General features: G+C 72.7%; 21 protein-coding genes and 1 other RNA gene. 17 read left to right on the plus strand and 5 right to left on the minus strand.

The window, feature by feature from the left end; all coding sequences use genetic code 11:
* Both OG842_RS24215 and OG842_RS24220 read right to left on the minus strand, forming a co-directional pair.
* Positions 1 to 1,362 carry an ABC transporter substrate-binding protein gene (locus OG842_RS24215; RefSeq protein ID WP_266732530.1) on the minus strand — a complete coding sequence of 454 codons (1,362 nt, stop codon included), beginning with the start codon at positions 1,360 to 1,362 and terminating at the stop codon, positions 1 to 3.
* Between the two features lie 141 nt (positions 1,363 to 1,503).
* Positions 1,504 to 5,142, minus strand: coding sequence for an FHA domain-containing protein (locus OG842_RS24220; RefSeq protein ID WP_266732531.1), 3,639 nt, complete (start codon positions 5,140 to 5,142; stop codon positions 1,504 to 1,506).
* Between the two features lie 571 nt (positions 5,143 to 5,713).
* On the opposite strand from OG842_RS24220, the gene OG842_RS24225 reads away from it, so the two are divergent.
* The 4 genes from OG842_RS24225 (at position 5,714) to OG842_RS24240 (ending at position 11,394) form a co-directional block, all read left to right on the plus strand.
* Positions 5,714 to 7,375 (plus strand): serine/threonine-protein kinase, encoded by a 1,662-nt coding sequence (locus OG842_RS24225; RefSeq protein WP_266732532.1) that lies wholly within the window; start codon positions 5,714 to 5,716, stop codon positions 7,373 to 7,375.
* 257 nt (positions 7,376 to 7,632) lie between these two features.
* On the plus strand, positions 7,633 to 8,871 hold the full coding sequence (locus OG842_RS24230; protein WP_266732533.1) for a serine/threonine-protein kinase: 1,239 nt from the start codon (positions 7,633 to 7,635) through the stop codon (positions 8,869 to 8,871).
* 127 nt (positions 8,872 to 8,998) lie between these two features.
* Positions 8,999 to 10,105 carry a peptide chain release factor 2 gene (prfB, locus tag OG842_RS24235; RefSeq protein WP_266732534.1) on the plus strand — a complete coding sequence of 369 codons (1,107 nt, stop codon included), beginning with the start codon at positions 8,999 to 9,001 and terminating at the stop codon, positions 10,103 to 10,105.
* A gap of 380 nt (positions 10,106 to 10,485) precedes the next feature.
* Positions 10,486 to 11,394: a hypothetical protein gene (locus tag OG842_RS24240; RefSeq protein ID WP_266732535.1), complete on the plus strand. Its 909-nt coding sequence runs from the start codon at positions 10,486 to 10,488 to the stop codon at positions 11,392 to 11,394.
* Between the two features lie 112 nt (positions 11,395 to 11,506).
* Here the strand turns inward: OG842_RS24240 and OG842_RS24245 are convergent, their stop codons facing one another.
* On the minus strand, positions 11,507 to 11,707 hold the full coding sequence (locus tag OG842_RS24245) for a hypothetical protein (RefSeq protein WP_266732537.1): 201 nt from the start codon (positions 11,705 to 11,707) through the stop codon (positions 11,507 to 11,509).
* Between the two features lie 280 nt (positions 11,708 to 11,987).
* Between OG842_RS24245 and ftsE the strand changes: the two genes are divergently transcribed.
* From ftsE to ssrA, 5 genes are all read left to right on the plus strand, one after another.
* A complete protein-coding gene (gene ftsE, locus OG842_RS24250; RefSeq protein ID WP_030922922.1) occupies positions 11,988 to 12,677 on the plus strand; it encodes a cell division ATP-binding protein FtsE in 690 nt (229 codons plus the stop codon).
* 23 nt (positions 12,678 to 12,700) lie between these two features.
* Entirely contained in the window at positions 12,701 to 13,618 is a 918-nt protein-coding gene (ftsX, locus tag OG842_RS24255) for a permease-like cell division protein FtsX (protein WP_328512462.1), read from the plus strand.
* 67 nt (positions 13,619 to 13,685) lie between these two features.
* Positions 13,686 to 14,906: a S41 family peptidase gene (locus OG842_RS24260; RefSeq protein ID WP_266732540.1), complete on the plus strand. Its 1,221-nt coding sequence runs from the start codon at positions 13,686 to 13,688 to the stop codon at positions 14,904 to 14,906.
* An 18-nt stretch (positions 14,907 to 14,924) separates the two neighbouring features.
* Positions 14,925 to 15,413 (plus strand): SsrA-binding protein SmpB, encoded by a 489-nt coding sequence (smpB, locus tag OG842_RS24265; RefSeq protein ID WP_266732541.1) that lies wholly within the window; start codon positions 14,925 to 14,927, stop codon positions 15,411 to 15,413.
* 107 nt (positions 15,414 to 15,520) lie between these two features.
* Positions 15,521 to 15,890: a transfer-messenger RNA gene (gene ssrA, locus OG842_RS24270) on the plus strand.
* A gap of 60 nt (positions 15,891 to 15,950) precedes the next feature.
* On the opposite strand, the gene OG842_RS24275 is transcribed toward ssrA, so the two are convergent.
* The gene (locus OG842_RS24275) at positions 15,951 to 17,210 is read right to left on the minus strand and encodes an MFS transporter (protein WP_266732543.1); all 1,260 of its coding nucleotides are present in this window, start codon (positions 17,208 to 17,210) and stop codon (positions 15,951 to 15,953) included.
* An 82-nt stretch (positions 17,211 to 17,292) separates the two neighbouring features.
* Here OG842_RS24275 and OG842_RS24280 point away from each other — a divergent pair, with 82 nt between their 5' ends.
* The 4 genes from OG842_RS24280 (at position 17,293) to OG842_RS24295 (ending at position 20,700) form a co-directional block, all read left to right on the plus strand.
* On the plus strand, positions 17,293 to 18,303 hold the full coding sequence (locus tag OG842_RS24280; protein WP_323185777.1) for a LysR family transcriptional regulator: 1,011 nt from the start codon (positions 17,293 to 17,295) through the stop codon (positions 18,301 to 18,303).
* A 179-nt stretch (positions 18,304 to 18,482) separates the two neighbouring features.
* Positions 18,483 to 19,622 (plus strand): uroporphyrinogen-III synthase, encoded by a 1,140-nt coding sequence (locus tag OG842_RS24285; RefSeq protein WP_266733793.1) that lies wholly within the window; start codon positions 18,483 to 18,485, stop codon positions 19,620 to 19,622.
* A gap of 93 nt (positions 19,623 to 19,715) precedes the next feature.
* A complete protein-coding gene (locus tag OG842_RS24290; protein ID WP_266732544.1) occupies positions 19,716 to 20,096 on the plus strand; it encodes a DUF4259 domain-containing protein in 381 nt (126 codons plus the stop codon).
* Between the two features lie 40 nt (positions 20,097 to 20,136).
* Complete coding sequence (locus tag OG842_RS24295; RefSeq protein ID WP_266732545.1) at positions 20,137 to 20,700, plus strand: GNAT family N-acetyltransferase; 564 nt, start codon at positions 20,137 to 20,139, stop codon at positions 20,698 to 20,700.
* Between the two features lie 30 nt (positions 20,701 to 20,730).
* On the opposite strand, the gene OG842_RS24300 is transcribed toward OG842_RS24295, so the two are convergent.
* A complete protein-coding gene (locus OG842_RS24300; RefSeq protein ID WP_266732547.1) occupies positions 20,731 to 21,360 on the minus strand; it encodes a GNAT family N-acetyltransferase in 630 nt (209 codons plus the stop codon).
* A gap of 118 nt (positions 21,361 to 21,478) precedes the next feature.
* Between OG842_RS24300 and OG842_RS24305 the strand changes: the two genes are divergently transcribed.
* The 4 genes from OG842_RS24305 (at position 21,479) to OG842_RS24320 (ending at position 26,167) form a co-directional block, all read left to right on the plus strand.
* Positions 21,479 to 22,087, plus strand: a complete 609-nt coding sequence (locus OG842_RS24305) for a CGNR zinc finger domain-containing protein (RefSeq protein ID WP_266732549.1) — start codon at positions 21,479 to 21,481, stop codon at positions 22,085 to 22,087.
* Positions 22,088 to 22,176: 89 nt separating this feature from the next.
* On the plus strand, positions 22,177 to 22,806 hold the full coding sequence (locus tag OG842_RS24310; protein ID WP_266732551.1) for a sigma-70 family RNA polymerase sigma factor: 630 nt from the start codon (positions 22,177 to 22,179) through the stop codon (positions 22,804 to 22,806).
* The gene (locus OG842_RS24315; protein ID WP_328512463.1) at positions 22,803 to 23,678 is read left to right on the plus strand and encodes an anti-sigma factor family protein; all 876 of its coding nucleotides are present in this window, start codon (positions 22,803 to 22,805) and stop codon (positions 23,676 to 23,678) included. The genes OG842_RS24310 and OG842_RS24315 overlap by 4 nt, the downstream gene beginning before the upstream one ends.
* 104 nt (positions 23,679 to 23,782) lie before the next feature.
* Positions 23,783 to 26,167: a HelD family protein gene (locus OG842_RS24320; protein WP_328512464.1), complete on the plus strand. Its 2,385-nt coding sequence runs from the start codon at positions 23,783 to 23,785 to the stop codon at positions 26,165 to 26,167.
* Positions 26,168 to 26,194: the final 27 nt, after the last annotated feature.

The raw sequence follows: 26,194 nt of genomic DNA on the forward strand, positions 1-26,194 counted from the left end.
TCAGCTCTTGTACGCCTTGGCCGCGTCGGACTCCAGCTTCGCTTGAGTCCCCGCGATGTCCTTCGGGTTCTTCAGGAAGTCCTGGAGGGTCTTCCACTCACCCTTGCCGGGCGTCCCGCCGAACGACTGCGGCGCCTGGTCGGACATGTCGAACCGGACGGAGTCACCGGCCGCGACCAGCGCCTTCGCCATCGTGCGCTGAACCTCGTTCGGGTAAGCGGCGGCGTCCAGGGCCTTGTTCGGCGAGATGAACCCGCCCTGCTCGGCCATGATCTGCGCGGCATCGGTCGACGCCAGCCAGGTCAGCAGGGCCTGGGCGCCCTTGCCGTCCTTCAGCGCCACCGCGGCGTCGCCGCCGGTCACGACGGGGGACTCGGCGCCGACCGCCGGGAACGGGAACACCTTGGCGTCCGTCCCGATCTTCGCCTTCGTCTGCGCGATGTTGACGCTCACGAAGTCACCCTCGTAGACCATCGCGGCCTTGGGCTGGTCGCCACCGGTGAACGTCTGGGTGACCGACGCCGGGAACTCCGTCTGCAGGGCGCCGTCGGCGCCGCCCGCGATCAGCGACGGCTTGCCGAAGAGCTCCGCGAGCGTGGTCAGCGCGGCCTTGACGGACGGGTCCGTCCACTTGATCTTGTGCTGGGCCAGCTGGTCGTACTTCTCCGGACCGGCCTGGGAGAGGTAGATGTTCTCGAACCAGTCGGTGAGCGTCCAGCCGTCCGCGCCACCCACCGAGACCGGGGTGACACCCGAGGCGGAGACCGTCTCGGCCGTCTTCAGGAAGTCCTTCCAGGTCTTCGGCTCGGCCGCGCCCGCGTTCTCGAACGCCTTGGCGTTGTACCAGATCAGGGACTTGTTGGCGGCCTTGAAGTAGACGCCGTACTGGGTGCCGTCCACCGCCCCGAGGTCCTGCCAGACCTGCGAGTAGTTCTTGGTCAGCTGGGCCTTGGCCTCGGGACCGACCGGCTTCGCCCACTTCTTCTGAGCGGCCTGCTGGATCGCGCCGACCTGCGGGATCATCGCGACGTCCGGCGGCTGACCTCCCGCGATCTTCGTACCGAGGAAGTTGACGATCGGGTCCTGCGCCGGGACGAAGGTGACCTTGGCGCCCGTGCGCTTCTCGAACTCCTTGAGGACCTTGACGAAGTTGGCCTGCTCGGCGCCGGTCCAGACGGCCGCGACCGAGAGCTTCTCGCCGTCCAGCTTGGGCAGGGTGACGGACGAACTCTGCTTGCCGCTCCCCGAGCCCTTGTCCGACTCGTTCTTCCCGCCGCCGTCGTCACTGCAACCGGTGAGGGCCAGGGCGCCGATGGCGGTGAACACCGCGGCGGCCCTGCTGATCCGAAGGGTTGTGCGCATTGCTTCCCCGTCTCTCACATCGTTGTGTGCGCACAGTCCTACGCCCGGCGTTCGGGTGCCGCAATACCGCTTCTCGTGTCAACTCCTTGATCGTGATGGGCTCGTGACGTGATGTCAGTGGATGTCCGGACCCGCTCCCGGTCAGCTGTGGACGGGTTCGAGCGGGGCTATGGGCTCGGCGTTCACCGAACGGGCCGCCCACTCCAGCGCACTGGCCAGCAGCGCCAGGTCCGTCGGTCCGTTGCCCAGTTCGCGGACCGGGCGCCGGGTCGGCGGATCGCCCATCCGCTCCCACTCCAGCGGTACGACGGTGGGCCGCAGCGTGGCGGTACGCGGTATGCGCCCGGTCACCCGGCCGCCCTGGAACGGCGTCACCCGCCCGTCCGGATGCCCGAGCCTGCCCCGTCCGGGCGCGGGGTCCTCCGCCGACGGCGGGACCACCGGGGCGTCCAGCACGATGCGCAGCCGGGCCCCGTGGGCCAGGTCCGTGTCCTCCGTGCGCTCCGGGCGGGCGGACGCCGCGACCAGGTGGACGCCCAGCCGGCCGCCCTCCCGTGCCACGGCCTCCAGGGCCCGCACCACGGATCCCGCGGCGGGGCGGCCGGGGCTGCCGAGCGCCGGGGCGACCAGCGCGTCGAAGTCGTCGACGAGGACGACGAGCCGGGGCAGCGGGGAGGGCCCGGGGTCCGAGGCCGGGGCGGCGGGGCGCAGCCGGAGCGTCCCGCTCATCGGGGCGTCCACGTCACCGCGCTGGTCCGCGGTGACCGGCGGGCGCTGGCCGACCATCCGCCGCGCCACCTCGTGGCGGTGGTGCCATTCGGTGAAGTCGTACGGGCCGAGCAGCTCGGCACGGCGCTTCAGCTCGCCGCCCAGCGCCTGGGCGAACTCGCGCATCCGCACCGGATCGGAGGCCACCAGGTGCATGAACGCGTGCGGGAGCTCGGTGCAGGGGCCGAGGCCCTCGCCCCGGTCGCCGCCCGCGCCGTCCACCAGCAGGATGCCCAGGAGGTCGGGCCGGGCGGCCGCGGCGAGCGAGGCGGCGACGGCCCGCAGCAGCTCCGTACGTCCGCTGCCGGCCGGTCCCTCGATGAGGAGGTGCGGGCCCTCCTCCGCCAGGTCCACGCTGACCGCGCCCCGGGGCCCGGCCCCGAGCACCACCACGGGCCGCCCGACGGCGGAGGGGGTGCCTTCGGCCGGGGCCGGGGCAGCTGCGGGCGTGTCGGCGCCCGTGTCGGCGCCCTCCGGGGCGGGGTGCCCGGCCGTGGCGGCGCTCCCGGCGCCTCGCGCGGCGATCCGGGGGGTGTCGGCGCCGCGCGGCCCGCTGACCCGGTTCGAGCCGCGCCCCGACCCGGCCGTACGCAGACTTTCGGCCCCCTGGACGTCACCGTCGCCGGGGTACGGGGTGCGGCCCGATCCGGAAACGGTCCGCGAGCTCGGGGTGTCCCCGGGCGTGCTGCCGTAGCGCTGCCCGCCGACCCGGGGCACGGAACCGCCGGGATACGGGGTGCGGCCCGAGTCCGGGTACGGGGTGCGGCCGGAGCCGTGGGCGTCGTCGGGGGCGAAGGGGTGGCCCGGGGTGCCGATGTGGGTGGCGTTCTCACTGCCGGGGTACGGGGTGCGGCCCGAGCCGGGCGCGTATCCGCCCGTGCCGTCCGGGCCCGGCGCGCCGCCCAGCCGCTGGGCGCCGACCCGGGGAGCGGTGGAGCGCGGATACTCCGTACGGCCCGAGCCGGGGGTGTCCGTATCGGCGCCGCCCGCCGGTCCGCCCGACCAGCGGCCCGAACCGCGCACCGTGGCACCGGGCTGGTCGTCCGCGGTGGAGGCCCAGCGGGCCATCAGGGAGGCCGGGGTGGCGCGGGCCAGGCCCAGCTCGTCGAGCAGCCGGGCGGTCGTCGGGAGTGCGGCCGCCGCCGGCCGGCCGGCGGCCGTGGCGGCACCCTCCGTACGCAGCGGGGCCAGCGCCCGGCCGAACCGCTCGGCCCAGTGCGCCGACACCGCGTCCACCGCGGCGACCGTGCCCCGGCCCGCGGCCCGGCCGTCCGCCGTCCGCAGCAGCCGCAGGGCCGTCGCCACGTCGCCGCTCAGCATCGCCACCGCCCCGCACTCGCGGAACGCGATCGAGGCGTGGCAGGCGGCCTCATACGTCGCCGCGACCGGAGAGGTGGGGGTGGCGGCCGGGGTCTCGGCCAGACAGATCAGATGGATGCCCGCCGCGGCACCGGCGGCGGCCAGCCGGGCGGTGTTCTCGCGCAGCGCCGCCGAGCCCGGGTCGCCGTCGACGACCACCACGGTGTACGGACCGGTGTACCGCTGCGCGGCCTCGGCGATCGTGGCGCGGTCCTGGCTCGCCCAGCCGGGCCCGAGCGGCCCGTCGTCCAGCCGGCGCACCAGCTCCGTCGTACGGGCGGTGGCCTGCTCGCGGTCGTACGCGAGGAGCAGCCGGCATTCCTGGCCGTGCATCGGCCGCAGATGGGGCAGCCAGCCGAGCCAGGCCCACTCGCGCCTGCGCTCCTCGGCGCTCCGGGCGCGGTCCGTGCTGATCAGCACGATCTCCAGATCGGTGGGGGAGTGCAGCGCTGCGAGCTGGGCCACCGTCGAACGGGCGAGCCCGGCCAGCCGGGTCCGCGGCCCGGCGAGGCCGAGCGAACCGGCCTCCCGCAGCCCCACCGTCACCGGCACGGCGGGCAGCTCGGCCCGGTCCGTCGTGCCCAGCCGCACCACGAGCGCCTCGGGGTGGGCGGTGCCGCGCTCCCACAGCCGGGGGCCGGGGCCGAGCGCGGTCAGCAGCACGGCCGCCGGATCCGGCCAGACGCTCTGCGCGGCGGTCCCGGACGGCGCCGCGGGGGCGGCCGGGAACAGCGGCTCGGCCGCGCCCGTCCCGTCGGGCGCCGCCTCGTGGACGGGCTCGCCCTTGTTGCCCGCGAGTCTGCGGGCCCAGGCGCCGATCCCGCCCCGCCGGGGCGAATCCTCGCCCGGGGCCGGCCGGCCGTCGTCGGTACGCCCGTCGCCGTCCCCGTACGCGTGACCGGAACCGGACCCCTCGTGGGGGACGGGAACGGAGCCGGGGGAGACCGCCGGGGCGTACCCGTGGCCGGAGCCGTGCTCCTCGGTACGGCCGCCGGCACCGGCCGGCGTGCCGGACACCCGCAGATGACCCTCGCCGTCCGGTGCCGTGGCCAGCGCCGGAGCGGGCGCGCCGGAGGTCAGCCGGAGCGTGGACTCGCCGAGCCGCAGCAGCGCACCGGGCTTCAGCCGGACCGGCCGGTCGCGGACCGCCGCGCCGTCGAGCAGGGTGCCGTTGGTGGAGCCGAGATCCGCCACCGAGACCAGGCCGTCGGCGGAGACCGTCACCGCGCAGTGCAGCCGGGACACATCGGGGTCGTCGATCGGCACGTCCGCGTCGGCGGAGCGGCCGACCCGGATCTGCCCGCCGTGCAGCAGATGGACCCCGCCCGCGTCCGGCCCCGCGACCACGTGCAGCCGCGCCGGGACGGCGTCGTCCACCGCCTCGTCCTCGCCCGGGACCTGGAGCGAGAGCACCGCCCCGTCCACCAGCGGTGGCTCACCCAGCGCGCACCGCTGCGCGTCGAGCCGCTCGCGCCCGGCGAACAGCACCACCGCGCCGCTGCCGAGCGAGCCGTCCGGCCCCAGGACGGCCGCGGCCAGGTTGGACGCCACGGTGGCGAGTGCCGTCCCCGACGGGGCGGTGACCAGCACGTCGCACGCGCGCGCCGGGGTCTGGCCGCTGCGCGGCGCGAGGACGGTCAGCCGGATCTGCATCGCCGTCAGCGGTCCCTTCTGCGCGGGGTGCCGGGCAGGGGGGACGGCCTGTGAATCCCCCCACCCGACACGGACGCGTCGTCCGGTACAGGTTCGTCACGTGCTGCGGGGCTCCCGACCCCACAGTCCGTGCTGGAGGCATCCTCGCACCTGCCACTGACAACACGCCCGGCGGTCACGACTAAGTGATCTTGAAACGTCGGCTGTGCGCCCATAAGTGCCTGCTTGAGTGCCCGCTCGGAACGTTGCCGGAGGCGACGGAACCGTTCCGGAAGAGCGTCCGGGGCGGCGCGTCGCACGCGTGTGCGGCAACCATCCGCCCGATGTGAGCGTCTTGTTCCGCAACCGGTCGGTGCCGCCTCGGGGCGGCACCGGCCGCGGTGGGCGACGCGGTGGGCGGACGATCCGGTCGGAGCGGTCCGGCCCCGCCGGCCCACCCCGCACCGGGACATGCCGCCCGGCCGCCCTCCGGCGTCGGCGGCGGTTTGACGGCAGGCCCTAGAGTTGGGCCCGAACTCCCGGGCGGATCCGGGAAGACCGTAAGCACCACGATCTGCAGGGAGCGCATGACGTGCGGCCGGTAGGCAGCAAGTACCTCCTGGAGGAGCCGCTGGGACGCGGCGCCACCGGCACCGTCTGGCGTGCCCGCCAGCGGGAGGCCGCGGGCGCCGAGGCGGCCGTCGCGGGCGAGCCCGGCGAGACCGTGGCGATCAAGGTCCTGAAGGAGGAGCTCGCCAACGACGCCGACGTCGTGATGCGGTTCCTGCGTGAGCGCTCCGTGCTGCTGCGGCTCACCCACGAGAACATCGTGCGCACCCGCGACCTGGTCGTCGAGGGTGACCTCCTCGCCCTCGTCATGGACCTGATCGACGGCCCCGACCTGCACCGCTACCTCCGCGAGAACGGCCCGCTCACCCCGGTCGCCGCCGCGCTGCTCACCGCGCAGATCGCGGACGCGCTCGCCGCCAGCCACGCCGACGGCGTCGTCCACCGCGACCTGAAGCCCGCCAACGTCCTGCTCGACGAGCGCGACGGCCAGATGCACCCGATGCTCACCGACTTCGGCATCGCGCGCCTGGCCGACTCCCCGGGGCTCACCCGGACTCATGAGTTCGTCGGCACGCCCGCCTATGTGGCGCCCGAGTCCGCCGAGGGCCGCCCGCAGACCTCCGCCGTCGACATCTACGGCGCGGGCATCCTGCTCTACGAGCTGGTCACCGGCCGTCCGCCGTTCGCCGGCGGCACCGCCCTCGAAGTGCTGCACCGGCACCTCAGTGAGGAGCCCCGCCGCCCCTCCACCGTTCCGGCCCCGCTGTGGACGGTCATAGAGCGCTGCCTGAGCAAGGACCCCGACCGGCGGCCCAGCGCCGAGAACCTGGCCCGCGGCCTGCGCGTCGTCGCGGACGGGATCGGCGTGCACGCCGGCTCCGCCCAGATCGCCGCGGCCGACGGCGTGGGCGCCCTGCTCGCCCCCGACCCGGCGCCCGCGGCCGTTCCGCAGACCCCCGGCGCGGCGGACCCGACGCAGGTGCTGCCGAGCAACGCCGGCTCGTACGACCCGAACGCCGCCACCAGCGTCATGCAGAACGCCCCCGGCCAGGGCGCGGGCGGGCACGCCGACCCGACCTCGGTCCTGCCGCCCGTGCCGCCGCGCCCTGACGGTTCTCCGCAGCCCGAGGAGCCGCACCCCTGGCAGTCCCAGCTCCGGGCGGCCCGCGACCGCAACGAGCAGACCCAGGTCCAATACCTCGACCCGAGCCAGGACCCGCTGCGCCGCCGCCCCCAGCGCCCGCAGCCCCAGCAGCCCCAGCGGAGGCAGCAGCCGCCGCCGCAGCAGCATCAGTACCAGCAGCCGCAGCAGCAGTACCCCCAGCACCAGCAGCAGCAGTACCAGCCGCAACCCCAGCCCCAGCCCCAGCGGCAGCAGTACGCGCCCCCGCAGCAGCCGGCGCCCCAGCCGCCGGCCCCGCGCCAGCCCCGCGAGCCGAGGCAGCGCAGCGCCAACCCGATGCGGATCCCCGGCCTCGGCTGCCTCAAGGGCTGTCTCTTCACCCTGGTGCTGCTGTTCGTCGCGGGCTGGCTGATCTGGGAGCTGACCCCGCTGCAGGACTGGATCGGCCAGGGCAAGAGCTACTGGGAGGCGATCACCGACACGGTCTCCACCGTCACGGACTGGATCTCGAAACTGGGCGGCGGCGACGGCGGCAGCAGCGGCAGCAACACCGGCCCCTGAACGCGGTCGCGACAGCAGCCCCTGAGCGCGGTCGCGGCATCAGCCCCTGAGCCGTGGCCGCGACACCGGCCTCCGAGGGGCCGCAACACCATCAAATCTGTAGCTATATCGACTTCCGCGGGCCAGTTTCCACCGCATATCGCCCGCGGAAGTGAAGGTTGGCACCATCCCGGGCACTCAACCCCCCGGCCGACGCGTAACTTTGTCGACCGGGGGTCATGAGCGACGGTCCATCGCCAGCCGCTGAGGGAGCAGTCTTGGCACGGAATATCGGCAGCCGGTACACCGCACACCAGATCCTGGGGCGCGGCAGCGCCGGCACGGTCTGGCTCGGCGAGGGGCCCGAGGGCCCGGTGGCCATCAAGCTGCTCCGCGAGGACCTCGCGTCCGACCAGGAACTCGTCGGCCGCTTCGTCCAGGAGCGCACCGCCCTGCTCGGGCTCGACCATCCGCACGTCGTCGCCGTCCGCGACCTCGTGGTGGACGGCAACGACCTGGCACTGGTCATGGACCTGGTACGCGGCACCGACCTGCGCACCCGCCTGGACCGCGAACGCCGCCTCGCGCCCGAGGCCGCCGTGGCGATCATCGCGGACGTCGCCGACGGCCTCGCCGCCGCGCACGCGGCCGGGGTGGTCCACCGCGACGTCAAGCCGGAGAACATCCTGCTCGACATGGAGGGCCCGCTCGGCCCCGGCAGCTCGCACCCCGCGCTGCTCACCGACTTCGGCGTGGCCAAGCTGATCGACACCCCCCGGCGCACCAAGGCCACCAAGATCATCGGTACGCCGGACTACCTGGCCCCCGAGATAGTCGAGGGGCTGCCGCCGCGCGCCGCCGTCGACATCTACGCCCTCGCCACCGTCCTGTACGAACTCCTCGCCGGCTTCACGCCCTTCGGCGGCGGACACCCCGGCGCCGTGCTGCGCCGGCACGTCACGGAGACGGTCGTACCGCTCCCCGGCATCCCCGACGAGCTCTGGCAGCTCCTGGTCCAGTGCCTGGCCAAGGCCCCCGCCTCCCGGCTGCGCGCCTCCGAGCTCGCGGCCCGGCTGCGCGAGCAGCTCCCGCACCTGACCGGCATCCCACCGCTCGACGTGGACGAGCCGGACACCGAGCCGGAACCCCAGACCTACGACGAGCAGCAGTACACCCCCGCCCCCGAGGAACCCCGCCGCCGCGGCGCGGTCCCGCTGGTCCCCGGCTCGTCCGCCGACTCCAACCGCGACACCCACACGAGCATGCGCGTCCCGGCCCCCGACGAGCTCTCCGGCGGCCCCCGGGGCACCGCCAGGGCCCCCCGCTCCCCGGGCACGCCCCGCCCCGGCTCCGCCCGCAACAAGTCCGCGGCCGTCCGCAAGCGCCGCCTCACCCTGGGCGCCGCGGCCCTGGTGCTGCTCGCGGCGCTGGGCGTGGGCGGCTATCTGGCGCTGAGCGACGACGACGCGGGCGCACCCGCGCGGGAGACGGGGAACTCGGCGCCGGGCACGCCCTGACCCGAGGGCTGGGCGAGGCGTTCCCGGTGGCCCCGGAGCGGTCCAGGGAGGCGCCCGGCACACGGTCGCGGGGTCCTGATCATGCGGCCCGAGGAACGTCCGTGCCGACAGCCGTTACGCTGGACCCGTGGCAGTCGTCGATATTTCCGAAGAGCTGAAGTCCCTCTCCTCGACCATGGGGTCGATCGAGGCCGTCCTGGACCTGGATGCGCTGAGGGCGGACATCGCCGCGCTCGAGGAGCAGGCGGCAGCGCCTTCCCTCTGGGACGACCCGGAGGCGGCGCAGAAGATCACCAGCAAGCTTTCGCACCTCCAGGCCGAGGTCCGCAAGACCGAGGCCCTCCGCGGCCGGATCGACGATCTCGAAGTCCTCTTCGAGCTCGCCCAGGACGAGGGCGACGCCGACGCCCTGGCCGAGGCCGAGTCCGAGCTGGAGTCGGTCCGCAAGGCGCTGGACGAGATGGAGGTCCGTACGCTCCTCTCCGGCGAGTACGACTCCCGCGAGGCGCTGGTCAACATCCGGGCCGAGGCCGGTGGCGTGGACGCGGCCGACTTCGCCGAGAAGCTCCAGCGCATGTACATCCGCTGGGCCGAGCGGCACGGCTACAAGACCGAGGTCTACGAGACGTCGTACGCGGAAGAGGCCGGCATCAAGTCGACCACCTTCGCCGTCCAGGTGCCGTACGCCTACGGCACGCTCTCCGTCGAGCAGGGCACCCACCGGCTCGTCCGGATCTCGCCCTTCGACAACCAGGGCCGCCGCCAGACGTCCTTCGCGGGCGTCGAGGTGCTGCCGGTGGTCGAGACGACCGACCACATCGAGATCGACGAGTCCGAGCTGCGTGTGGACGTGTACCGCTCGTCGGGCCCCGGTGGCCAGGGCGTCAACACCACGGACTCCGCGGTCCGCCTGACCCACCTCCCGACCGGCATCGTCGTCTCCTGCCAGAACGAGCGCTCGCAGATCCAGAACAAGGCATCCGCGATGAACGTCCTCCAGGCGAAGCTCCTCGAACGCCGACGCCAGGAGGAGCAGGCCAAGATGGACGCCCTCAAGGGCGACGGCGGCAACTCCTGGGGCAACCAGATGCGGTCGTACGTCCTGCACCCGTACCAGATGGTCAAGGACCTGCGTACGGAGTTCGAGATGGGCAACCCGGAAGCGGTCTTCAACGGCGAGATCGACGGCTTCCTGGAGGCGGGCATCCGCTGGCGCAAGCAGCGGGAGAAGTAGGAACAGCAAGCGTTCACGGCGGTGCCGGAAACCCCACGGGGTCTCCGGCACCGCCGTTTTTCGTCGGCCGCACGGGGCCGTTCCGGAAGGGGAGTTGGTGCTTCGGGTTGCGCGGGAGCTGTGGCGAGTGCGTCACAGTCGTGACTCCGAATGAAGACCAACTGCGAATAAAGCAGTGCATATTGCACGGAACGGCCTTGACGTAGTCCTTAACTGTGGACAGGGTGCTAGGGCAGCATGCGTATGTCTGGGACGGGTGTGAACGGGGGCGGGCGGCATGACCACGGCTCCAAGTGGTGCTGCTCGGAGCGAACCCCGCAGAGCCGGGGCCCGCATATGGCTGCTCCACTGACGAGAACAGCTACTGGGGGTAGCAGCACATGACGAAGAAGACGCGACTGCGCGTCGCGCGGATCGCCGCGGGTGCGGTCATCGCCGCCGGCGCCTCGCTCACTGCCGCCGGTGCGGCATCGGCGGCCGGTATCGGTGTCGACCTCGGCGGCATCTCCGCGAAGGCGGAGGCCGACGAGGGCGGCCTGGGCATCGACGCCGGCATCAAGGCTCCCGAGGGCGAGTCCGACGGCGGCGGCGACCTGGGCGGTGTCGACGCGGGCACGGACGCCGGGACCGACGCCGGGACCGACGCGGGCACCGACGCCGGCACGGACGCCGGTACCGACGCGGGCACGGATGCCGGTACCGACGCCGGTACGGACGCGGGCACGGATGCCGGTACCGACGCCGGTACGGACGCGGGCACGGATGCCGGTACCGACGCCGGTACCGATGCGGGCACCGACGCCGGTACCGATGCGGGCACCGACGCCGGCACCGGCAACGGTGGCCAGGACAACGGCGGCAACGGCAACAACGGTGGCAACGGCAACAACGGCGGCAACGGCAACGGCGGCCAGGACAACGGCGGCAACGGCAACGGTGGCCACCAGTCCGGCGGCAACGGCAACAACGGTGGCAACGGCAACGGTGGCACGGACAACGGCGGCACCTCCGGCAACGGCGGCACCACCGGCAACGGCGGCACCACCGGCTCCGCCACCGGCGGCGACGACGCCTGCACCGTCGACCTCGACGGCGCGAACTGCGCGGACAACACCACCCCCGACTCCGCCGGCAACCAGCCGGTCGAGCAGGGCAAGGGCAAGGACGAGCTCGCCGAGACCGGTGCCGCCGAGACCACGTTCCTGCTGGTCGGCGCCGCGACGATGATCGCCGGGGGCATCGGCTTCCGGGTCATGCCGCGCCTGATGGGTGGCCGTTCGGTCGCCTAAGGGTCACCTGCGGTAACAGATAGGCACAGAGGGGCCCGGGACGCCGATCGGCATCCCGGGCCCTTCCGCGTACACGTCCCGACGCCTGAGGGCGGTCCGGTGGAGCGCGCGGCTACGCGGTCTGGTGCGCCAGCAGCGCCAGCGCGCCCAGCAGCACCACAAGCAGGGCCACCAGCATCGCCGGGTTCAGCCCGGCGAACATTCCCTGCTCCTGTTCCTGCTGCAGCCGCGCGCGGCTTGCCCGGCACACGGGGCAACGGCCCTCGTTGACGGGTGCCGCGCAGTTCGCGCACACCAGTCGGTCATAGGTCATGCGCTTTCCTCCTCCCGCGCGGCGGAGCCGCATACGCTTTCTCTCCGCACAACGCTCATGGAAACGCAACCGTTCCCCCTACCACTGTGCCAGCTCGCGCGGATTTCGGCGCGGCCCGCCGGACATCACCCGGTCCGTAGTGCTTCGGACCCGCTTCGGACCCGCTTCCGACCGGTCCCGTTCCGCCATAAAACGCCCATCCTCGGACTCGCGCCTGCACGCCTCAGTCCGGGTCGCGTATGGTCACGCACACCTACTCCCGGCCGACCGTGGTGCATCCGTGATCCGATTCGACAACGTCTCCAAGACCTACCCGAAGCAGAGCCGTCCCGCTCTACGGGATGTGTCTCTCGATATCGAGAAGGGCGAGTTCGTCTTCCTGGTGGGCTCATCCGGCTCCGGCAAGTCCACCTTCATGCGACTCATCCTCCGCGAGGAGCGTGCCAGCCAGGGCATGGTCCACGTCCTGGGCAAGGACCTCGCGCGCCTGTCCAACTGGAAGGTGCCGCACATGCGCCGCCAGCTGGGCACCGTGTTCCAGGACTTCAGACTCCTGCCCAACAAGACCGTTGCGGAGAACGTGGCGTTCGCGCAGGAGGTCATCGGCAAGCCGCGCGGAGAGATCCGCAAGGCGGTGCCCCAGGTTCTCGACCTGGTCGGCCTCGGCGGCAAGGAGGACCGGATGCCCGGTGAGCTCTCCGGTGGTGAGCAGCAGCGCGTGGCGATCGCGCGGGCGTTCGTGAACCGCCCCATGCTGCTGATCGCGGACGAGCCGACCGGCAACCTCGACCCGCAGACCTCCGTCGGCATCATGAAGCTGCTGGACCGGATCAACCGGACCGGCACCACCGTGATCATGGCGACCCACGACCAGAACATCGTCGACCAGATGCGCAAGCGCGTCATCGAGCTGGAGAAGGGCCGTCTCGTACGCGACCAGGCGCGCGGCGTCTACGGCTACCAGCACTGAGCACCGAGCACTGAAAGGACGCCATGCGCGCCCAGTTCGTCCTGTCGGAGATCGGCGTCGGCCTCCGTCGCAACCTCACGATGACCTTCGCCGTCGTCGTCTCCGTCGCCCTCTCGCTCGCCCTGTTCGGCGGCGCGCTGCTCATGCGCGAGCAGGTCAGCACGATGAAGGACTACTGGTACGACAAGGTCAACGTCTCGATCTTCCTCTGCAGCAAGAGCGATGTGACCTCGACTCCCAAGTGCGCCAAGGGCGCTGTCACCGCGGAGCAGAAGAAGCAGATCAAGACCGACCTCGACAAGATGGACGTCGTCGACACGGTCACGTACGAGTCCGCCGACCAGGCGTACAAGCACTACCAGGACCAGTTCGGCGACTCGCCCATGGCGAGCAACATCACGCCGGACCAGATGCAGGAGTCCTACCGGGTCAAGCTCCACGACCCGAAGAAGTACAAGGTCGTCGCCACCGCCTTCGCCGGCCGTGACGGGGTGCAGTCCGTCCAGGACCAGAGAAGCATCCTGGACAACCTCTTCCAGCTGATGAACGGCATGAACGTGGCCGCCCTCTTCGTCATGGCGCTGATGCTGGTCATCGCGTTGATGCTGATCGTGAACACCGTCCGGGTGTCCGCGTTCAGCCGACGGCGCGAGACGGGCATCATGCGGCTGGTGGGGGCCTCCGGCTTCTACATCCAGATGCCGTTCATCATGGAGGCCGCGTTCGCCGGTCTCATCGGTGGTGTCCTGGCCTGCGTGATGCTGCTGGCGGGCCGGTACTTCCTGATCGACGGCGGTCTGGCGCTCCAGAGCAAGCTGAATCTGATCGACTTCATCGGCTGGGACGCGGTCTTCACCAAGCTGCCCCTGGTCCTGGCAATCGGCCTGCTGATGCCCGCCGTTGCCGCGCTCTTCGCGCTCCGCAAGTACCTCAAGGTGTGACAAGCGCCCCCTCGGTGCGCGGCCAACCGGCCGTGCGCCGAGGGGGCGTTGTCCTAGACTCGGCGGCATGTCGGGCCCCACGCAGTGTTTCGGGCCCCGCGGCGTGCGCCGCGGGGCTGCTCTGACATTGGTCTTCGCGGGCGTGCTGGCCACCGGGGCGGTCACCGGCTCGCTGCCCCGTGGCGGCGCGAAGTCCGAGGCCCTGGCGAGCCGTTCCGTCGCCTCCACCGTCGACCGGGACGAGGTGGCCGACGCCGCCGCGCGGGCCGTGGCCGACGGCGAGTCCGGCAAGGAGGCGGCCGAGGAGGTCGTCAGCCGCAGCGGCGACCGCTGGGGCGCGGTGTACGACGAGCGGCAGTACGAGGAGTTCGAGCAGGCCCTGGACGGCTCGTACACCGGTGTCGGGATCGCCGCGAAGCGCTCCGCCGGCGGGCAGGTCGAGGTGGCCCGGGTGCAGCCCGGCGGCCCCGCCGACCGGGCCGGCATCGAGCCCGGGGACCTGCTCCGTACGATCGACGGCCACCGGGTCGACAAGCGCCCCGTCGCCGAGGTCGTCGCCCTGCTGCGCGGAGACCGTACGGAGGCCGCCGCAGGCTCCACCGTCGTCCTGGGCATAGGGCGCGGCGCCCGCCAGCGGACCGAGACGCTGCGCCGGGCCAGGCTCACCACCGACCCCGTGACCGTGCGCCGCATCGGACCGCCCCGTTCCGCCGCCTCCTCCGCCCCTTCCGCCGCCGCTTCCTCGTCCTCCGGGGCCGTGATGATCGAGGTGGACTCGTTCACCAGGGGCTCGGGCGCCAAGGTCCGTGACGCGGTCCGGGACGCGCCGTCGGACGCCGGGGTGCTCCTGGACCTGCGCGGAAACTCCGGCGGCCTGGTCACCGAGGCCGTCACCGCCGCCTCCGCCTTCCTGGACGGCGGCCTGGTCGCCACGTACGACGTGCACGGCGAGCAGCGCGCCCTGTACGCACAGCCGGGCGGCGACACCGACCGTCCCCTTGTCGTCCTGGTCGACGGAGGCACGATGAGCGCCGCCGAACTTCTCACCGGCGCGCTCCAGGACCGGGGCCGTGCCGTCACCGTCGGCTCACGGACCTTCGGCAAGGGCTCGGTCCAGATGCCGAGCAAGCTCCCGGGCGGCTCGGTGGCCGAGCTGACCGTGGGCCACTACCGCACTCCGGCCGGGCGCAGCGTCGACGAACACGGCATCACCCCGGACCTCACGGTCGGCTCGAAGGCCGAGCAGCGGGCCGAGACGGTATTGAGTGGCCTCGGGGGTGGGTCGTAGTGCGAAAATGGCCGCACTATGGCTAAGGAAAAGGACACAGGGCGCAAGCTCATCGCGCAGAACAAGAAGGCGCGGCACGACTACCACATCCTCGACACCTACGAGTGCGGCCTCGTGCTCATGGGCACCGAGGTCAAGTCACTGCGGCTGGGCCGGGCCTCCCTGGTGGACGGCTTCGTCCAGATCGACCGCGGCGAGGCATGGCTGCACAACATCCACGTGCCCGAGTACGTGCAGGGGACCTGGACCAACCACTCGGCCAAGCGGAAGCGCAAGCTGCTGATGCACCGGGCCGAGATCGACAAGCTGGAGTCGAAGTCGGGCGAGACGGGCCACACGATCGTGCCGCTCGCGCTGTACTTCAAGGACGGCCGGGTCAAGGTCGAGATCGCGCTCGCCAAGGGCAAGAAGGAGTTCGACAAGCGCCAGACCCTCCGCGAGAAGCAGGACACGAGGGAGACCAACCGCGCGATCGCGGCGGCGCGCAGGCGCCAGCGGAGCGCGTAGCACCGGCTCGGGCGGCCGGTGGCAGGAATAGGCTGGCATCGTCGCGCGTTGGTCACGTACGATGGCACTGCACCTCACAGCAGGTGCACGCATTGAAAACAAAACATGGGGATGATCGGTTTCGACAGCGGATGTCGAAGCAGGGGAAGCGTGTCGAGGAAGCGGCAATGATCTCGTAAACCATATGTCGCAACCAATAATCGCCAACACCAAGCGCGATTCCTTCGCCCTCGCTGCCTAAGTAGCGACTTGCGAAGTGTCAGCCCGGGGGTGATCCCGACCCGGATCCTGGCATCATCAAGGGATCTAAACTTCTAGACCCGGTCACGGGGCCTAGAAGGAAATCAAACAGTGACTGAGCCCGTCGGAAACTTGTTCGCGTGATTTCCGGGGCTGAGAAAAGCGCAGCGAACTGCACACGGAGAAGCCCTGATTCTGCACCGTTGGACGCGGGTTCGATTCCCGCCATCTCCACAATTCCCATGTGAACGAGGACCCCGTTGCCCACCGGCAGCGGGGTCCTCGTTCTTGTGCCGGTCATCGGCCCCGGGGTGCCCGGACCCCGGCCGCCGTGACGGCCAGTGCCAGGCCCGCCGCGCAGACCGGTACGACGTAGCCCGTCACCCGGCCCGTGTGCTCGACCATCCAGCCGCCGGTCGCCGAACCCGCGGCGATTCCGCCCAGCAGTGCGGTCACCGCCAGCGTCATGCCCTCGTTCAACTGGCTCTCCGGCGTGAGGCGTTGCACCAGGGTCATCCCGGTGACCATGGTCGGTGCCGTCGCCGCGCCGGCCAGCAGCAGCGCGCCGGCGAGGGCGAGCAGCGAGCCGGTCGAGGCGGTGGCGAGCAGCGGCAGGGACATCAGGGCCGTCATTCCGGCCAGGCAGACCAGCAGTCGGCGCCGGATGTCGGCGGCCGGGCGCAGTGAGCCGTACAGCAGGCCCGCCACGCACGAGCCGGCCGCCTGGAGCGCCAGGATCGCGCCTCCGGCGTGGGCGATCGTGACGACCTCCATCGCGCCGAAGACCGCGCCGGTGGCGAGGAAGGCGGCGAGCAGCGCGGGCATGCCCCGGGTGCGGAGCGGGGAGCCCGCGTGGGTGCGGGGCGCCACCGGTGGTTCGGTGGCGCGCTGGGCGGCGAAGATCAGGACGCCGGTCATCAGCAGGATCGCTCCGACGAGCGTTCCGGCCTCCGGGAAGAGCGCCGCGCACAGCAGTGCGGCGAGGGCCGGGCCGAGCATGAAGCAGAGTTCGTCGGCGGCCTGTTCGAAGGAGTTCGCGGTGTGCAGGGCGGTCGGGTCGCCCCGGTGCAGATGGGCCCAGCGGGCCCGGGACATCCCGCCGGTGTTGGGGGTGGTGGCGGTCGCGGCGTAGGAGGCGAAGAGGGTCCAGGCCGGAGCGTCGTAGTGGACGCAGAGCAGCAGGGCGAGCGAGCCGAGCGCGGCGATCGCGGTGGCGGGCACCGCGACCCTGGCCTGCCCGTACCGGTCGACGAGCCGGGCCGTCCAGGGGGCGACCACCGCCGTGGCGGCGAGGCCGGTCGCGGTGACGGCCCCGGCCAGGGCGTACGAGCCGCGCGACCCGGCGATCATGATGACCGCGCTGACGCTGAACATCCCCATGGGCAGCCTGGCGATCAGATTGCCCACGGTGAAGGCGCGGGCGCCCGGGGTGGCGAGCAGCCTGCGGTACGGGTTGGTGGAGGCCCGCCGGGCGGGGGTGGTGCGCTGGGCGATGACCAGCAGGTCACCGGAGACGGTGAGCAGGGGGTCGGTGGCGGGGGTTCTCTCGTACGGCATGGAGCAAGCCTCGGGGGGTGCGGTCCCCGGGGTCCAACACCTTCTCCACGCCGATTGACGCATCTGTGTTGTAAATTCTGGTGTGGCCTCCTCCGCCGACGATACGAGCACCCGGACACGTACCGCCCATGCCCACACCGACCCCCGGCTGCTCCGGGCCTTCGTCGTGGTGGCCGAGGAGCTGCACTTCACCCGCGCCGCCGCCCGGCTCTACATCGCCCAGCAGGCACTGAGCCGCGACATCCGTCGGCTGGAGCGCGAACTGGGCGCGGAACTGTTCGTACGGACCACCCGGCAGGTCGCCCTCACCGCCGACGGCGAGCGGCTGCTCCCGTACGCGCGGCGGGTGCTGGACGCGCACGCCGATCTCGCCGCCGCCTTCGCCGACCCGGCGGCCCGGCCGCTCTTCGTCGACCTCAACACCGACGGCATGGCGGCCGCCCGGGTACTCGCCCGCGCCCGCGAGCTGGCTCCGGAGTGCGAGCTCATGGCCCGGTTCGAGAGCGGTCTGACCTGGGCTGCGGACGAGATCCTCGCCGGGCGGCTCGATGTCTCCTTCGGCCGCGCCGCCGGTCTCGACCCCTCGGTACGAGCCCGGCTGGGCACACAGCCGGTGCGGTACGAGCCGATGGCCGTGCTGCTCCCCGACGACCATCCGCTCGCCGCGCGCGAGACCGTCGCGCTCGACGACCTGGCCGGTGAGACCGTCTACGCGGGCGCCGGGAATCCGCGCACGAAGGAGTGGACGGACTTCGCCCGGCTGCTTTTCGCCGAGCGGGGCATCGAACTGGCGCCGCCCGCCCCGCTCGCCATAGGCGTGGCCGAGTTCCAGCGGGTCATGGCCAAGTCCCGGCACCCGGTGCTCGCCGTCGTCGACTTCCCCCCGGTGCCGGGCACCGTGGTGCGTCCGCTGGTCCGGCCGGTGCCGCTCTCGCCGCTCCTGCTGGTGTGGCGCAAGGGGCTGCGCCACCCCGGCCTCGACGCCCTGCGCGAGGCCGCGGCCCGGCTGGGCTCCGAGGAGGGCTGGCTGGTGCGCCCCGCCGACACCTGGCTTCCCGGGCCCGACGAGGCACTGATGCTGGAGTCCGGTTGAGCCCGCTCGTACGTGCTGCGTGCGGTATACCTTCGGCGGGCCGGGTACGGGCACGGCCGTTCGGTGCCGGGTGACGTAACCGGCGGGAAATACGGGTGAACCAGCCCTGTCACGCATCATTGGCAGGCTCGCCCCTCGGCATCATCGGGCAGCAGCGGGACGAGAGCCGGGAAGACCACATGCACGAGGACGAACAGCACGGCCCCCTCACGGGCTTCACCGTCGGGGTCACCGCCGCACGGCGCGCGGAGGAGTTCGGCGCGCTGCTGGAACGCCGGGGCGCCACGGTCCTGCACGCACCCGCCCTGCGGATCGTGCCGCTCGCCGACGACGGTGAACTCCTCGCCGCCACCCGCGCAATCGTCGACGCCGCCCCCGACGTGGTCGTCGTCACCACCGCGGTCGGCTTCCGCGGCTGGATCGAGGCCGCCGGGGGCTGGGGCCTGGGCGAACGGCTGTCGGCGGCCCTGGGCGGCGCCGAACTGCTGGCCCGGGGCCCCAAGGTCAAGGGCGCCGTCCGGGCCGCCGGGCTGACCGAGACGTGGTCACCCGCCTCCGAGTCCATGGCCGAGGTACTGGAGCGGCTCCTCGCCGAGGGCGTGGCGGGCCGCCGCATCGCCCTCCAGCTGCACGGCGAACCCCTTCCCGGCTTCATCGAGTCGCTGCGCACCGCGGGCGCCGAGGTCCTCGCCGTACCCGTCTACCGCTGGACGGACCCCGAGGACATCGCCCCGCTCGACCGGCTGCTCGACACCACTCTCGCCCGCGGCCTGGACGCCCTCACCTTCACCAGCGCCCCGGCCGCCGCCTCCCTGCTCGGCCGGGCCGAGAAGCGCGGGCTGCTCCCGGAGCTCCTGAGCGCACTGCGCGAAGACGTCCTCGTGGCCTGCGTCGGACCGGTCACCGCCCAGCCCCTGCAGGCCCGGGGCATCGGCACCGTCCAGCCGGATCGCTTCCGGATCGCCCCGCTCGTCCAGCTGCTCTGCCAGGAACTCCCCGCCAGGGCCCCGGCGTTGCCGGTCGCCGGGCACCGGGTCGAGATCCGGGGCCATGCCGTGACCGTCGACGGGGAGCCGCGCCCGGTGCAGCCCGCCGGGATGGCCCTGCTGCACGCCCTGGCCCGCCGGCCGGGCTGGGTGGTGTCCCGCGCCGATCTGCTGCGCGCGCTGCCCGGCGGCGGCACCGACGAGCACGCGGTGGAGACGGCCATGGCACGGCTGCGCACGGCACTGGGTGCGCCCCGGATCGTCCAGACGGTCGTCAAACGCGGCTACCGGCTGGCACTGGACCCGGCGGAGGGCGGCGAGGACCACCGCTGAGGCTGCCCCCGAGGCCGCTGCCGCCAGTGCTCCGTTGTCAGTGCCGCTTGGTAGAACGGGGGCAGGCAGGAAAGACCGGCGGAAGGGGGCCCCGTGGGTACCTGGGGCAGCGGGAATTTCGACAGTGACGCGGCGGCAGACCATCTGTCGGGCATCACCGGTCGGCTCGTCTCGGAGATCGAGGAGGCGATGGCCGGTGACCCGGTCGGCCTGGAGCCCGACGAGTACGACGGCGTCGCCGTGCCGTGCAACGTCGAGCTGCTGTGCCTGATGGCGGAGCAGAACCACGTCGGCGCGAGCGTGCCGGAGCCGGCGGTGGCCGAGGGCTGGAAGAAGACGTTCATGGACGTGTGGGAGCGGACCATCGACGGCCTGGAGCCCGAGCCGGAGTACAAGCAGGACAGACGCGCGGAGCTGATCCGCACCTTCGACCGGCTGATAGCCCTGGCGGAGCAGGCGCACACGGCGCGGTGAGGGGGTGCGAGGCGGGATCGCACCCCGATAGCGTGCCGGGATGACTCAGGACATCCACCGGCTCGACGCGGAGGTGCGACTTCGCCCCGCCGCCCCGGCCGACGCCGCCTCCCTCGCCGTCTCGCTGACCCGCAGCCGTGCGTACATGGAGCGCTGGGAGCCCGTACGGCCCGACTTCTTCTACACCGAGCAGGGGCAGTCGGAGCGGCTGGCCGCGATGTTCGTGGACCGCGACGCGGGGCGGGTGATGCCCTGGGTGCTCGCCGACGAGGAGGACCGCGCGATCGGCGCGTTCAACCTGAACGGCATCGTGCTCGGGCCGCTGCGCAGCGGGACGCTCGGGTACTGGGTCGACGTCGAGTACGCGGGCCGCGGTCTCGCCACGGCCGCCGTGGAGCGGATCTGCGAGCTGGCCAGGGACGAGCTGCACCTGCACCGGGTGGAGGCGGGGACGGTGCTGGACAACTTCGCCTCGCAGCGGGTGCTCGCCAAGTGCGGCTTCGAGCAGTTCGGGATGGCCCCGCGCTACCTCCACATCAACGGCGAATGGCGCGACCACTGCCTGTTCCAGCGGATCCTGCACGACGGTCCGCCCACGGGCTGAGCGACGGGTCGGCCGACCGGGGACGGACGGCTACGGGCGGACTTCCCTGGTACGGCGCGCATCCCCGGCAGGCAGCTGCACATCCCCGGTAAGCGGCCGTGCATGCCCGGTAAGCGGCGTACGCAGCCGCGTGTGCCGGTGCCCGTCCACCGGCCAGGGCGGCTGCGCCGGAAGTACCTCCACGAAGCCGTACCCGCTCTTCTCCGCGACCCGGCAGGACGCCTCGTTGTCCAGGCGGTGCATCAGGTCCAGGCGTGTCAGTTCGTCCCCGGCGAACGCCTCGAACGCCCAGTCGCCGAGCGCCCCGAGCGCCAGTGGCGCGACCCCCCGGCCGCGCGCGGGCGCCGCCGTCCAGTAGCCGACCTCCGCGCTGCCGGTGCCCGGTGCGGGGTACTTGAGCGCCACATTGCCGACCAGTTCGCCCCCGCGATCCCGGTCCACCACCGCGAAGCTGAAGTAACTGCCGGACTCCCGGCCCTCCTGCCGCACCCGCAGCCACTGCTCCGCCTCCGCCTCGTTCGTGACCTGGGAACGCAGCATGGCGCGCATCGCGGGATCGCGGTACGCCTCGATCAGTGCCGGGAGGTCAGCGGCCAGCCAGGGCCTGAGCAGGAGCGGGCCGGCCGAGAGGGTGCCGGTGGTGGCGTGATCGTCGTTCATCCGGCAACCGTACGGCCCATGTCCCCGGACACCGCGCGGCAGCAGGGGTTCCGGGCTCGCCCCGCGAGGAGCACTCTGGGGGAGACCCCACCGGTGACCCCGAGGCGGTGACATGCGCATGGCGGCCAAGAGCTCGTGCGACTGGCGGTTCGACTCCGGTCGGCCCTGCCTCGACCTGGTGGCGACCGGGGTCGGAACCACCGGCGCATGCGAACTGCTCGACTGCGCCGAGCGGTTGGCCGACTGGCTGCTCGCCGCCGGACTCGTACCGGACGGCACGTGCCTCGAAGCCGTGGACGAGGGCTGGGTGGTGCGTTTCCGGCAGCTGCGGACCGGCGTCGAACGGCTGCTGACCGCCGAGTTGGGCGGCCGTGGCGCCGGGAGCGCCCTGGACCGGGTCAACGCGCTCGCCGCCGAGGCGCCACCGGGCCTGCGGGCCGTGCGCGGCAGGAGCGGCAAGCTGGTACGGACACTGAGCGCCGATCCCGAGTGCGGGGCGCTGCTGGCCGCCGTGGCCCGTGACGCCGTCGAACTCCTCACCGACCCCGTGGCCCGCGCCGGACTGCGCCGCTGCGAGGCGGACAACTGCCGCCGCCTCTACCTGGACACCTCGCGCGGCCGGCGGCGCCGCTGGTGCTCCGGCGAGGTCTGCGGGAACCGTGAGCGGGTGGCCCGGCACCGGCGTCGGGTGGCGGCCGTGGCGGTGCCGGACGCGGCGGTCCCGTAAGGAAACCCGAGCCAGGTTTGAACGGATCGCGGCCCGCCCCCGTATTCGATGACCTAGGAGCTCCACAGGGTCTCGACCGGGAGGTTCGGGTGCGCAAGGATGCGGCCGTGGCCGATGATCGTCCGCACAGGGCTCGGCACCGTGGCGGGCAGGCACAGCCGCCGCCACCCCAGCCTTTCGCGCCCGCGCCTTCGGCCTCGTCACCTTCCGCCGCCCCGGACGAGGAGCTGATGCGGGCGCTCTACCGGGAGCATGCCGGGCCCCTGTTCGCGTACGTGCTCCGGCTGGTCGCCGGTGACCGGCAGCGCGCCGAGGACGTGGTGCAGGAGACGCTCATCCGCGCCTGGAAGAACGCCGGGCGGCTGGGCAGCGCCACCGGATCGGTCCGGCCCTGGCTGGTGACGGTCGCCCGGCGCATCGTCATCGACGGCCACCGCAGCCGGCAGGCCCGGCCGCCCGAGGTCGATCCGTCGCCGCTGGAGGCCGTTCCGGCGGAGGACGAGATGGAGAAGGCGCTGTGGCTGATGACACTGTCCGAGGCGCTCGACGATCTGACCGCCGCGCACCGGGAAGCCCTGATCGAGACCTACTTCAAGGGCCGCACGGTCGGCGAGGCGGCCGAGGTGCTGGGCGTTCCGAGCGGGACGGTACGGTCGCGGGTCTTCTACGCGCTGCGCTCGATGAAGCTCGCGCTGGAGGAGAGGGGGATCACGGCATGAACGACGACCACGAGTGGGAGCCCTTCGGACTCGGTCCGGCAGGGCCCTGCGGCCACCCCGGCCACCCCGGCCGCGCTGGTCACGCGGCCGACGCCGCCGGGCACGACGCCGCCGGCGCGTACCTCCTCGGTGTTCTCGACGACGCCGAGGCGTCCGCCTTCGAGGCGCACCTCGCCGACTGCGACCTGTGCGCCGCCCGGCTCGACGAGCTCGCCGCCCTGGGGCCCGTGCTCGCGAGGGTCTCCGTCTCCCCGGGCGCCCCAGCCGCCCGCTACGTACCGGGGCAGCCCGGCCCCCACGTGCTGGAGCGGCTGCTCGACGAAGTGAGCGCCGGGCGGGCCCGGCGCAGGCGCCGCTCCATGTGGCTGGTGGCGGCGGCGGTGGCGCTGATCATCGGCGGCCCGGTGGCCGTGGTCCTGGCGAGCGGCGACGACGGCCCGACGACACGGGCGGCCGATCCGTATCCCACAGGCCCCACCAGCCCAACCACCCCCACCGGAGACTCCGTGGACTCCGGGGACGCCTCCGTCGACCGCATGCCGGAGAAGGTGCGGGCCACCGACCCCGTCACCCGGGTCGACGCCACGATCGGCATGGCGAGGAAACCCTGGGGCACCAGCACCGTGCTGGAGCTCGGGAACGTAAAGGGCCCGCAGAAATGCCGGCTGATCGCGGTGTCGAAGACCGGTGAGGAGGAGGTCGTCTCCTCCTGGTCCGTGCCGGAGTGGGGATACGGCATCGAGGACTCCTCGTACCCGGGAGCGCGATACCCGCTCCAGGTCTCCGGCGGCGCCGCCATGGGCCGGGGCGACATCGACCATTTCGAGGTGCGTACGTTCGACGGCAGGCGGCTGGTCGAGGTCGATGCCTGACCGAGATCCCGGGCAGACCATTTCGAGACGCGCGGCAGGTGCGCGGAGGGTCCCCCTTCGCATAAGGTTGACGGCTGCCCAATGCACGTCAGAAGGGGGCCTCGGTGGCCGCGCAGGATGCCGCTGTCGATTCGTTGCGGGACCGGGAAATCGGTGTCGAGCAGGAACATCTCGACCGTGTGTACCACCGCCTTGAGGAGAAGATCCACGAGGCGGAATTTCTCATGGACGACGCCGTCAAGCGCGGCCAGGTCGGTACGCCGGGGGCGCTCGCCGAGCGCGACGCCCAGGTGTTCCGGGCCGGAATCCACCTGAACCGGCTGAACAGCGAGTTCGAGGACTTCCTCTTCGGGAGGATCGACCTGCTGCTCGGCAAGGACGGCGTACGCGGTCCGGACGGCGCGTACACCTCCGTCGAACCGGCCGAGGACGCGGTACGCGACGACCTGTCGGCCGATATCGCGGAGACGCTGCACATCGGCCGGATCGGGGTCCTCGACTCCGACTACGCGCCGCTGGTCATCGACTGGCGCGCGCCGGCCGCCGCACCGTTCTACCGGTCGACGCCGAAGGAACCCGGCAGGGTCGTACGCCGCCGGGTCATCCGCTCCAAGGGGCGCAAGGTCCTCGGGGTCGAGGACGACCTGATGCGCCCCGAGCTGACGGCGTACCTGGACGGCGCCGAGCTGCCCGTCATCGGCGACGGCGCACTGATGGCGGCGCTCGGCCAGGCCCGCAGCCACACCATGCGCGACATCGTCTCCTCCATCCAGGCCGAACAGGACCTGGTCATCCGGGCCCCCGCCGCCTCGGTCACCGAGGTCTCCGGCGGCCCCGGCACCGGCAAGACGGCCGTCGCCCTGCACCGCGCCGCGTACCTCCTCTACCAGGACCGGCGGCGTTACGCGGGCGGCATCCTCGTCGTCTCGCCGACCCCGCTCCTGGTCGCGTACACCGAGGGAGTGCTGCCCTCGCTGGGCGAGGAGGGGCAGGTCGCGATCCGTGCCGTCGGCTCGCTCTCCGACGAGGCGGCCGGCGTCGAGGGCGCCACCACCTACGACGAACCCGCCGTCGCCCGGATCAAGGGCTCCTCCCGGATGCTCCAGGTGCTGCGCAGGGCGTCCCGGGGCGCGCTGGAACAGCCCGGCACCTCCCGCAAGGCGGCGGCGGACCGGGACGGCCAGCTGTCCTTCGGCGACGACGAGGCGGACGCGACCCCCGCCACCCCCACCCGGCTGCGGGTCGTCGCGTTCGGCGCCCGCGTCGAGCTGAACGCCGACGAGCTCCACCGCATCCGGCAGTCCGTCCTCGGCGGCACCGCACCGGTCAACCTGCTGCGCCCGCGCGCCCGCAGACTGCTGCTGGACGCCCTGTGGAACAAGTCCTCGGGCCGGGGCCGCTACACCGACCCCGAGCTCGCCGCCGAACTGCGCTCCTCCTTCGACGAGGACGTCTCCACCGAGACGGACTTCCTCGACTTCCTGAACGCCTGGTGGCCCGAACTCACCCCGCGCGGGGTGCTCGCGGCGATGGCCGACGAGAAGCGGCTCGGCCGCTGGGCCCGCCGGGTGCTCAACCAGGGCGAGGTGCGCCGTTTCGCGCGCTCCCTGAAGCGGCTCGACAGCGCGGGGAACGGGCCGCTGTCGGTGCACGACGTGGCCATCCTCGACGAGCTCCAGACGCTGCTGGGCACCCCGCACCGGCCGAAGAAGAAGCGCGAACTCGACCCGCTGGACCAGCTCTCCGGTCTGGAGGAGCTGATGCCGCAGCGCGAGGAGACGCAGCGCGAGCGCGCCGAGCGGCTGGCGGCGGAGCGTACCGAGTACGCGCACGTCATCGTCGACGAGGCGCAGGACCTGACGCCCATGCAGTGGCGGATGGTCGGCCGCCGGGGCAGGCACGCCACCTGGACGATCGTCGGGGACCCGGCGCAGTCCTCCTGGTCCGACCCGGACGAGGCCGCCCGCGCGCGCGACGAGGCGCTCGGCAACCGGCCGCGCCGCCGCTTCACCCTCACGGTCAACTACCGCAACCCGGCGGAGATCGCCGAGCTGGCCTCGAAGGTCCTGGCGCTCGCGATGCCCGGGATGGAGTCCCCGTCCGCGGTCCGCTCCACCGGAGTGAAGCCGCGCTTCGAGACGGTGCGCGACGGCGATCTGGCCGCCTCGGTGCGCGAGGAGGCGCGGCGGCTGCTCGGCGAGGTCGACGGCACGGTGGGTGTGGTCGTCGCGATGAACCGCCGGGCCCAGGCCCGCGCCTGGCTCGCCGAGCTCGGCGAGCGGGTGGTGGCGCTGGGCAGCCTGGAGGCGAAGGGCCTGGAGTACGACGCCACGGTGGTCGTCTCGCCCGCGGAGATCGCGGACGAGTCCCCGGCGGGCCTGCGGGTGCTGTACGTGGCGCTGACCCGTGCGACGCAGCAGCTCACGGTGGTCTCGGGGGAGCGGGACCTGCCCGACGAGAACGGCGTCCCGGACCTGCTGAGGGACTGATCGCCTGTTTTCCGGGTCAACCTGTGC

Origin of the sequence: Streptomyces sp. NBC_00376 (assembly GCF_036077095.1) — a bacterium.
In the GTDB taxonomy this organism is placed as follows: Bacteria; Actinomycetota; Actinomycetes; order Streptomycetales; family Streptomycetaceae; genus Streptomyces.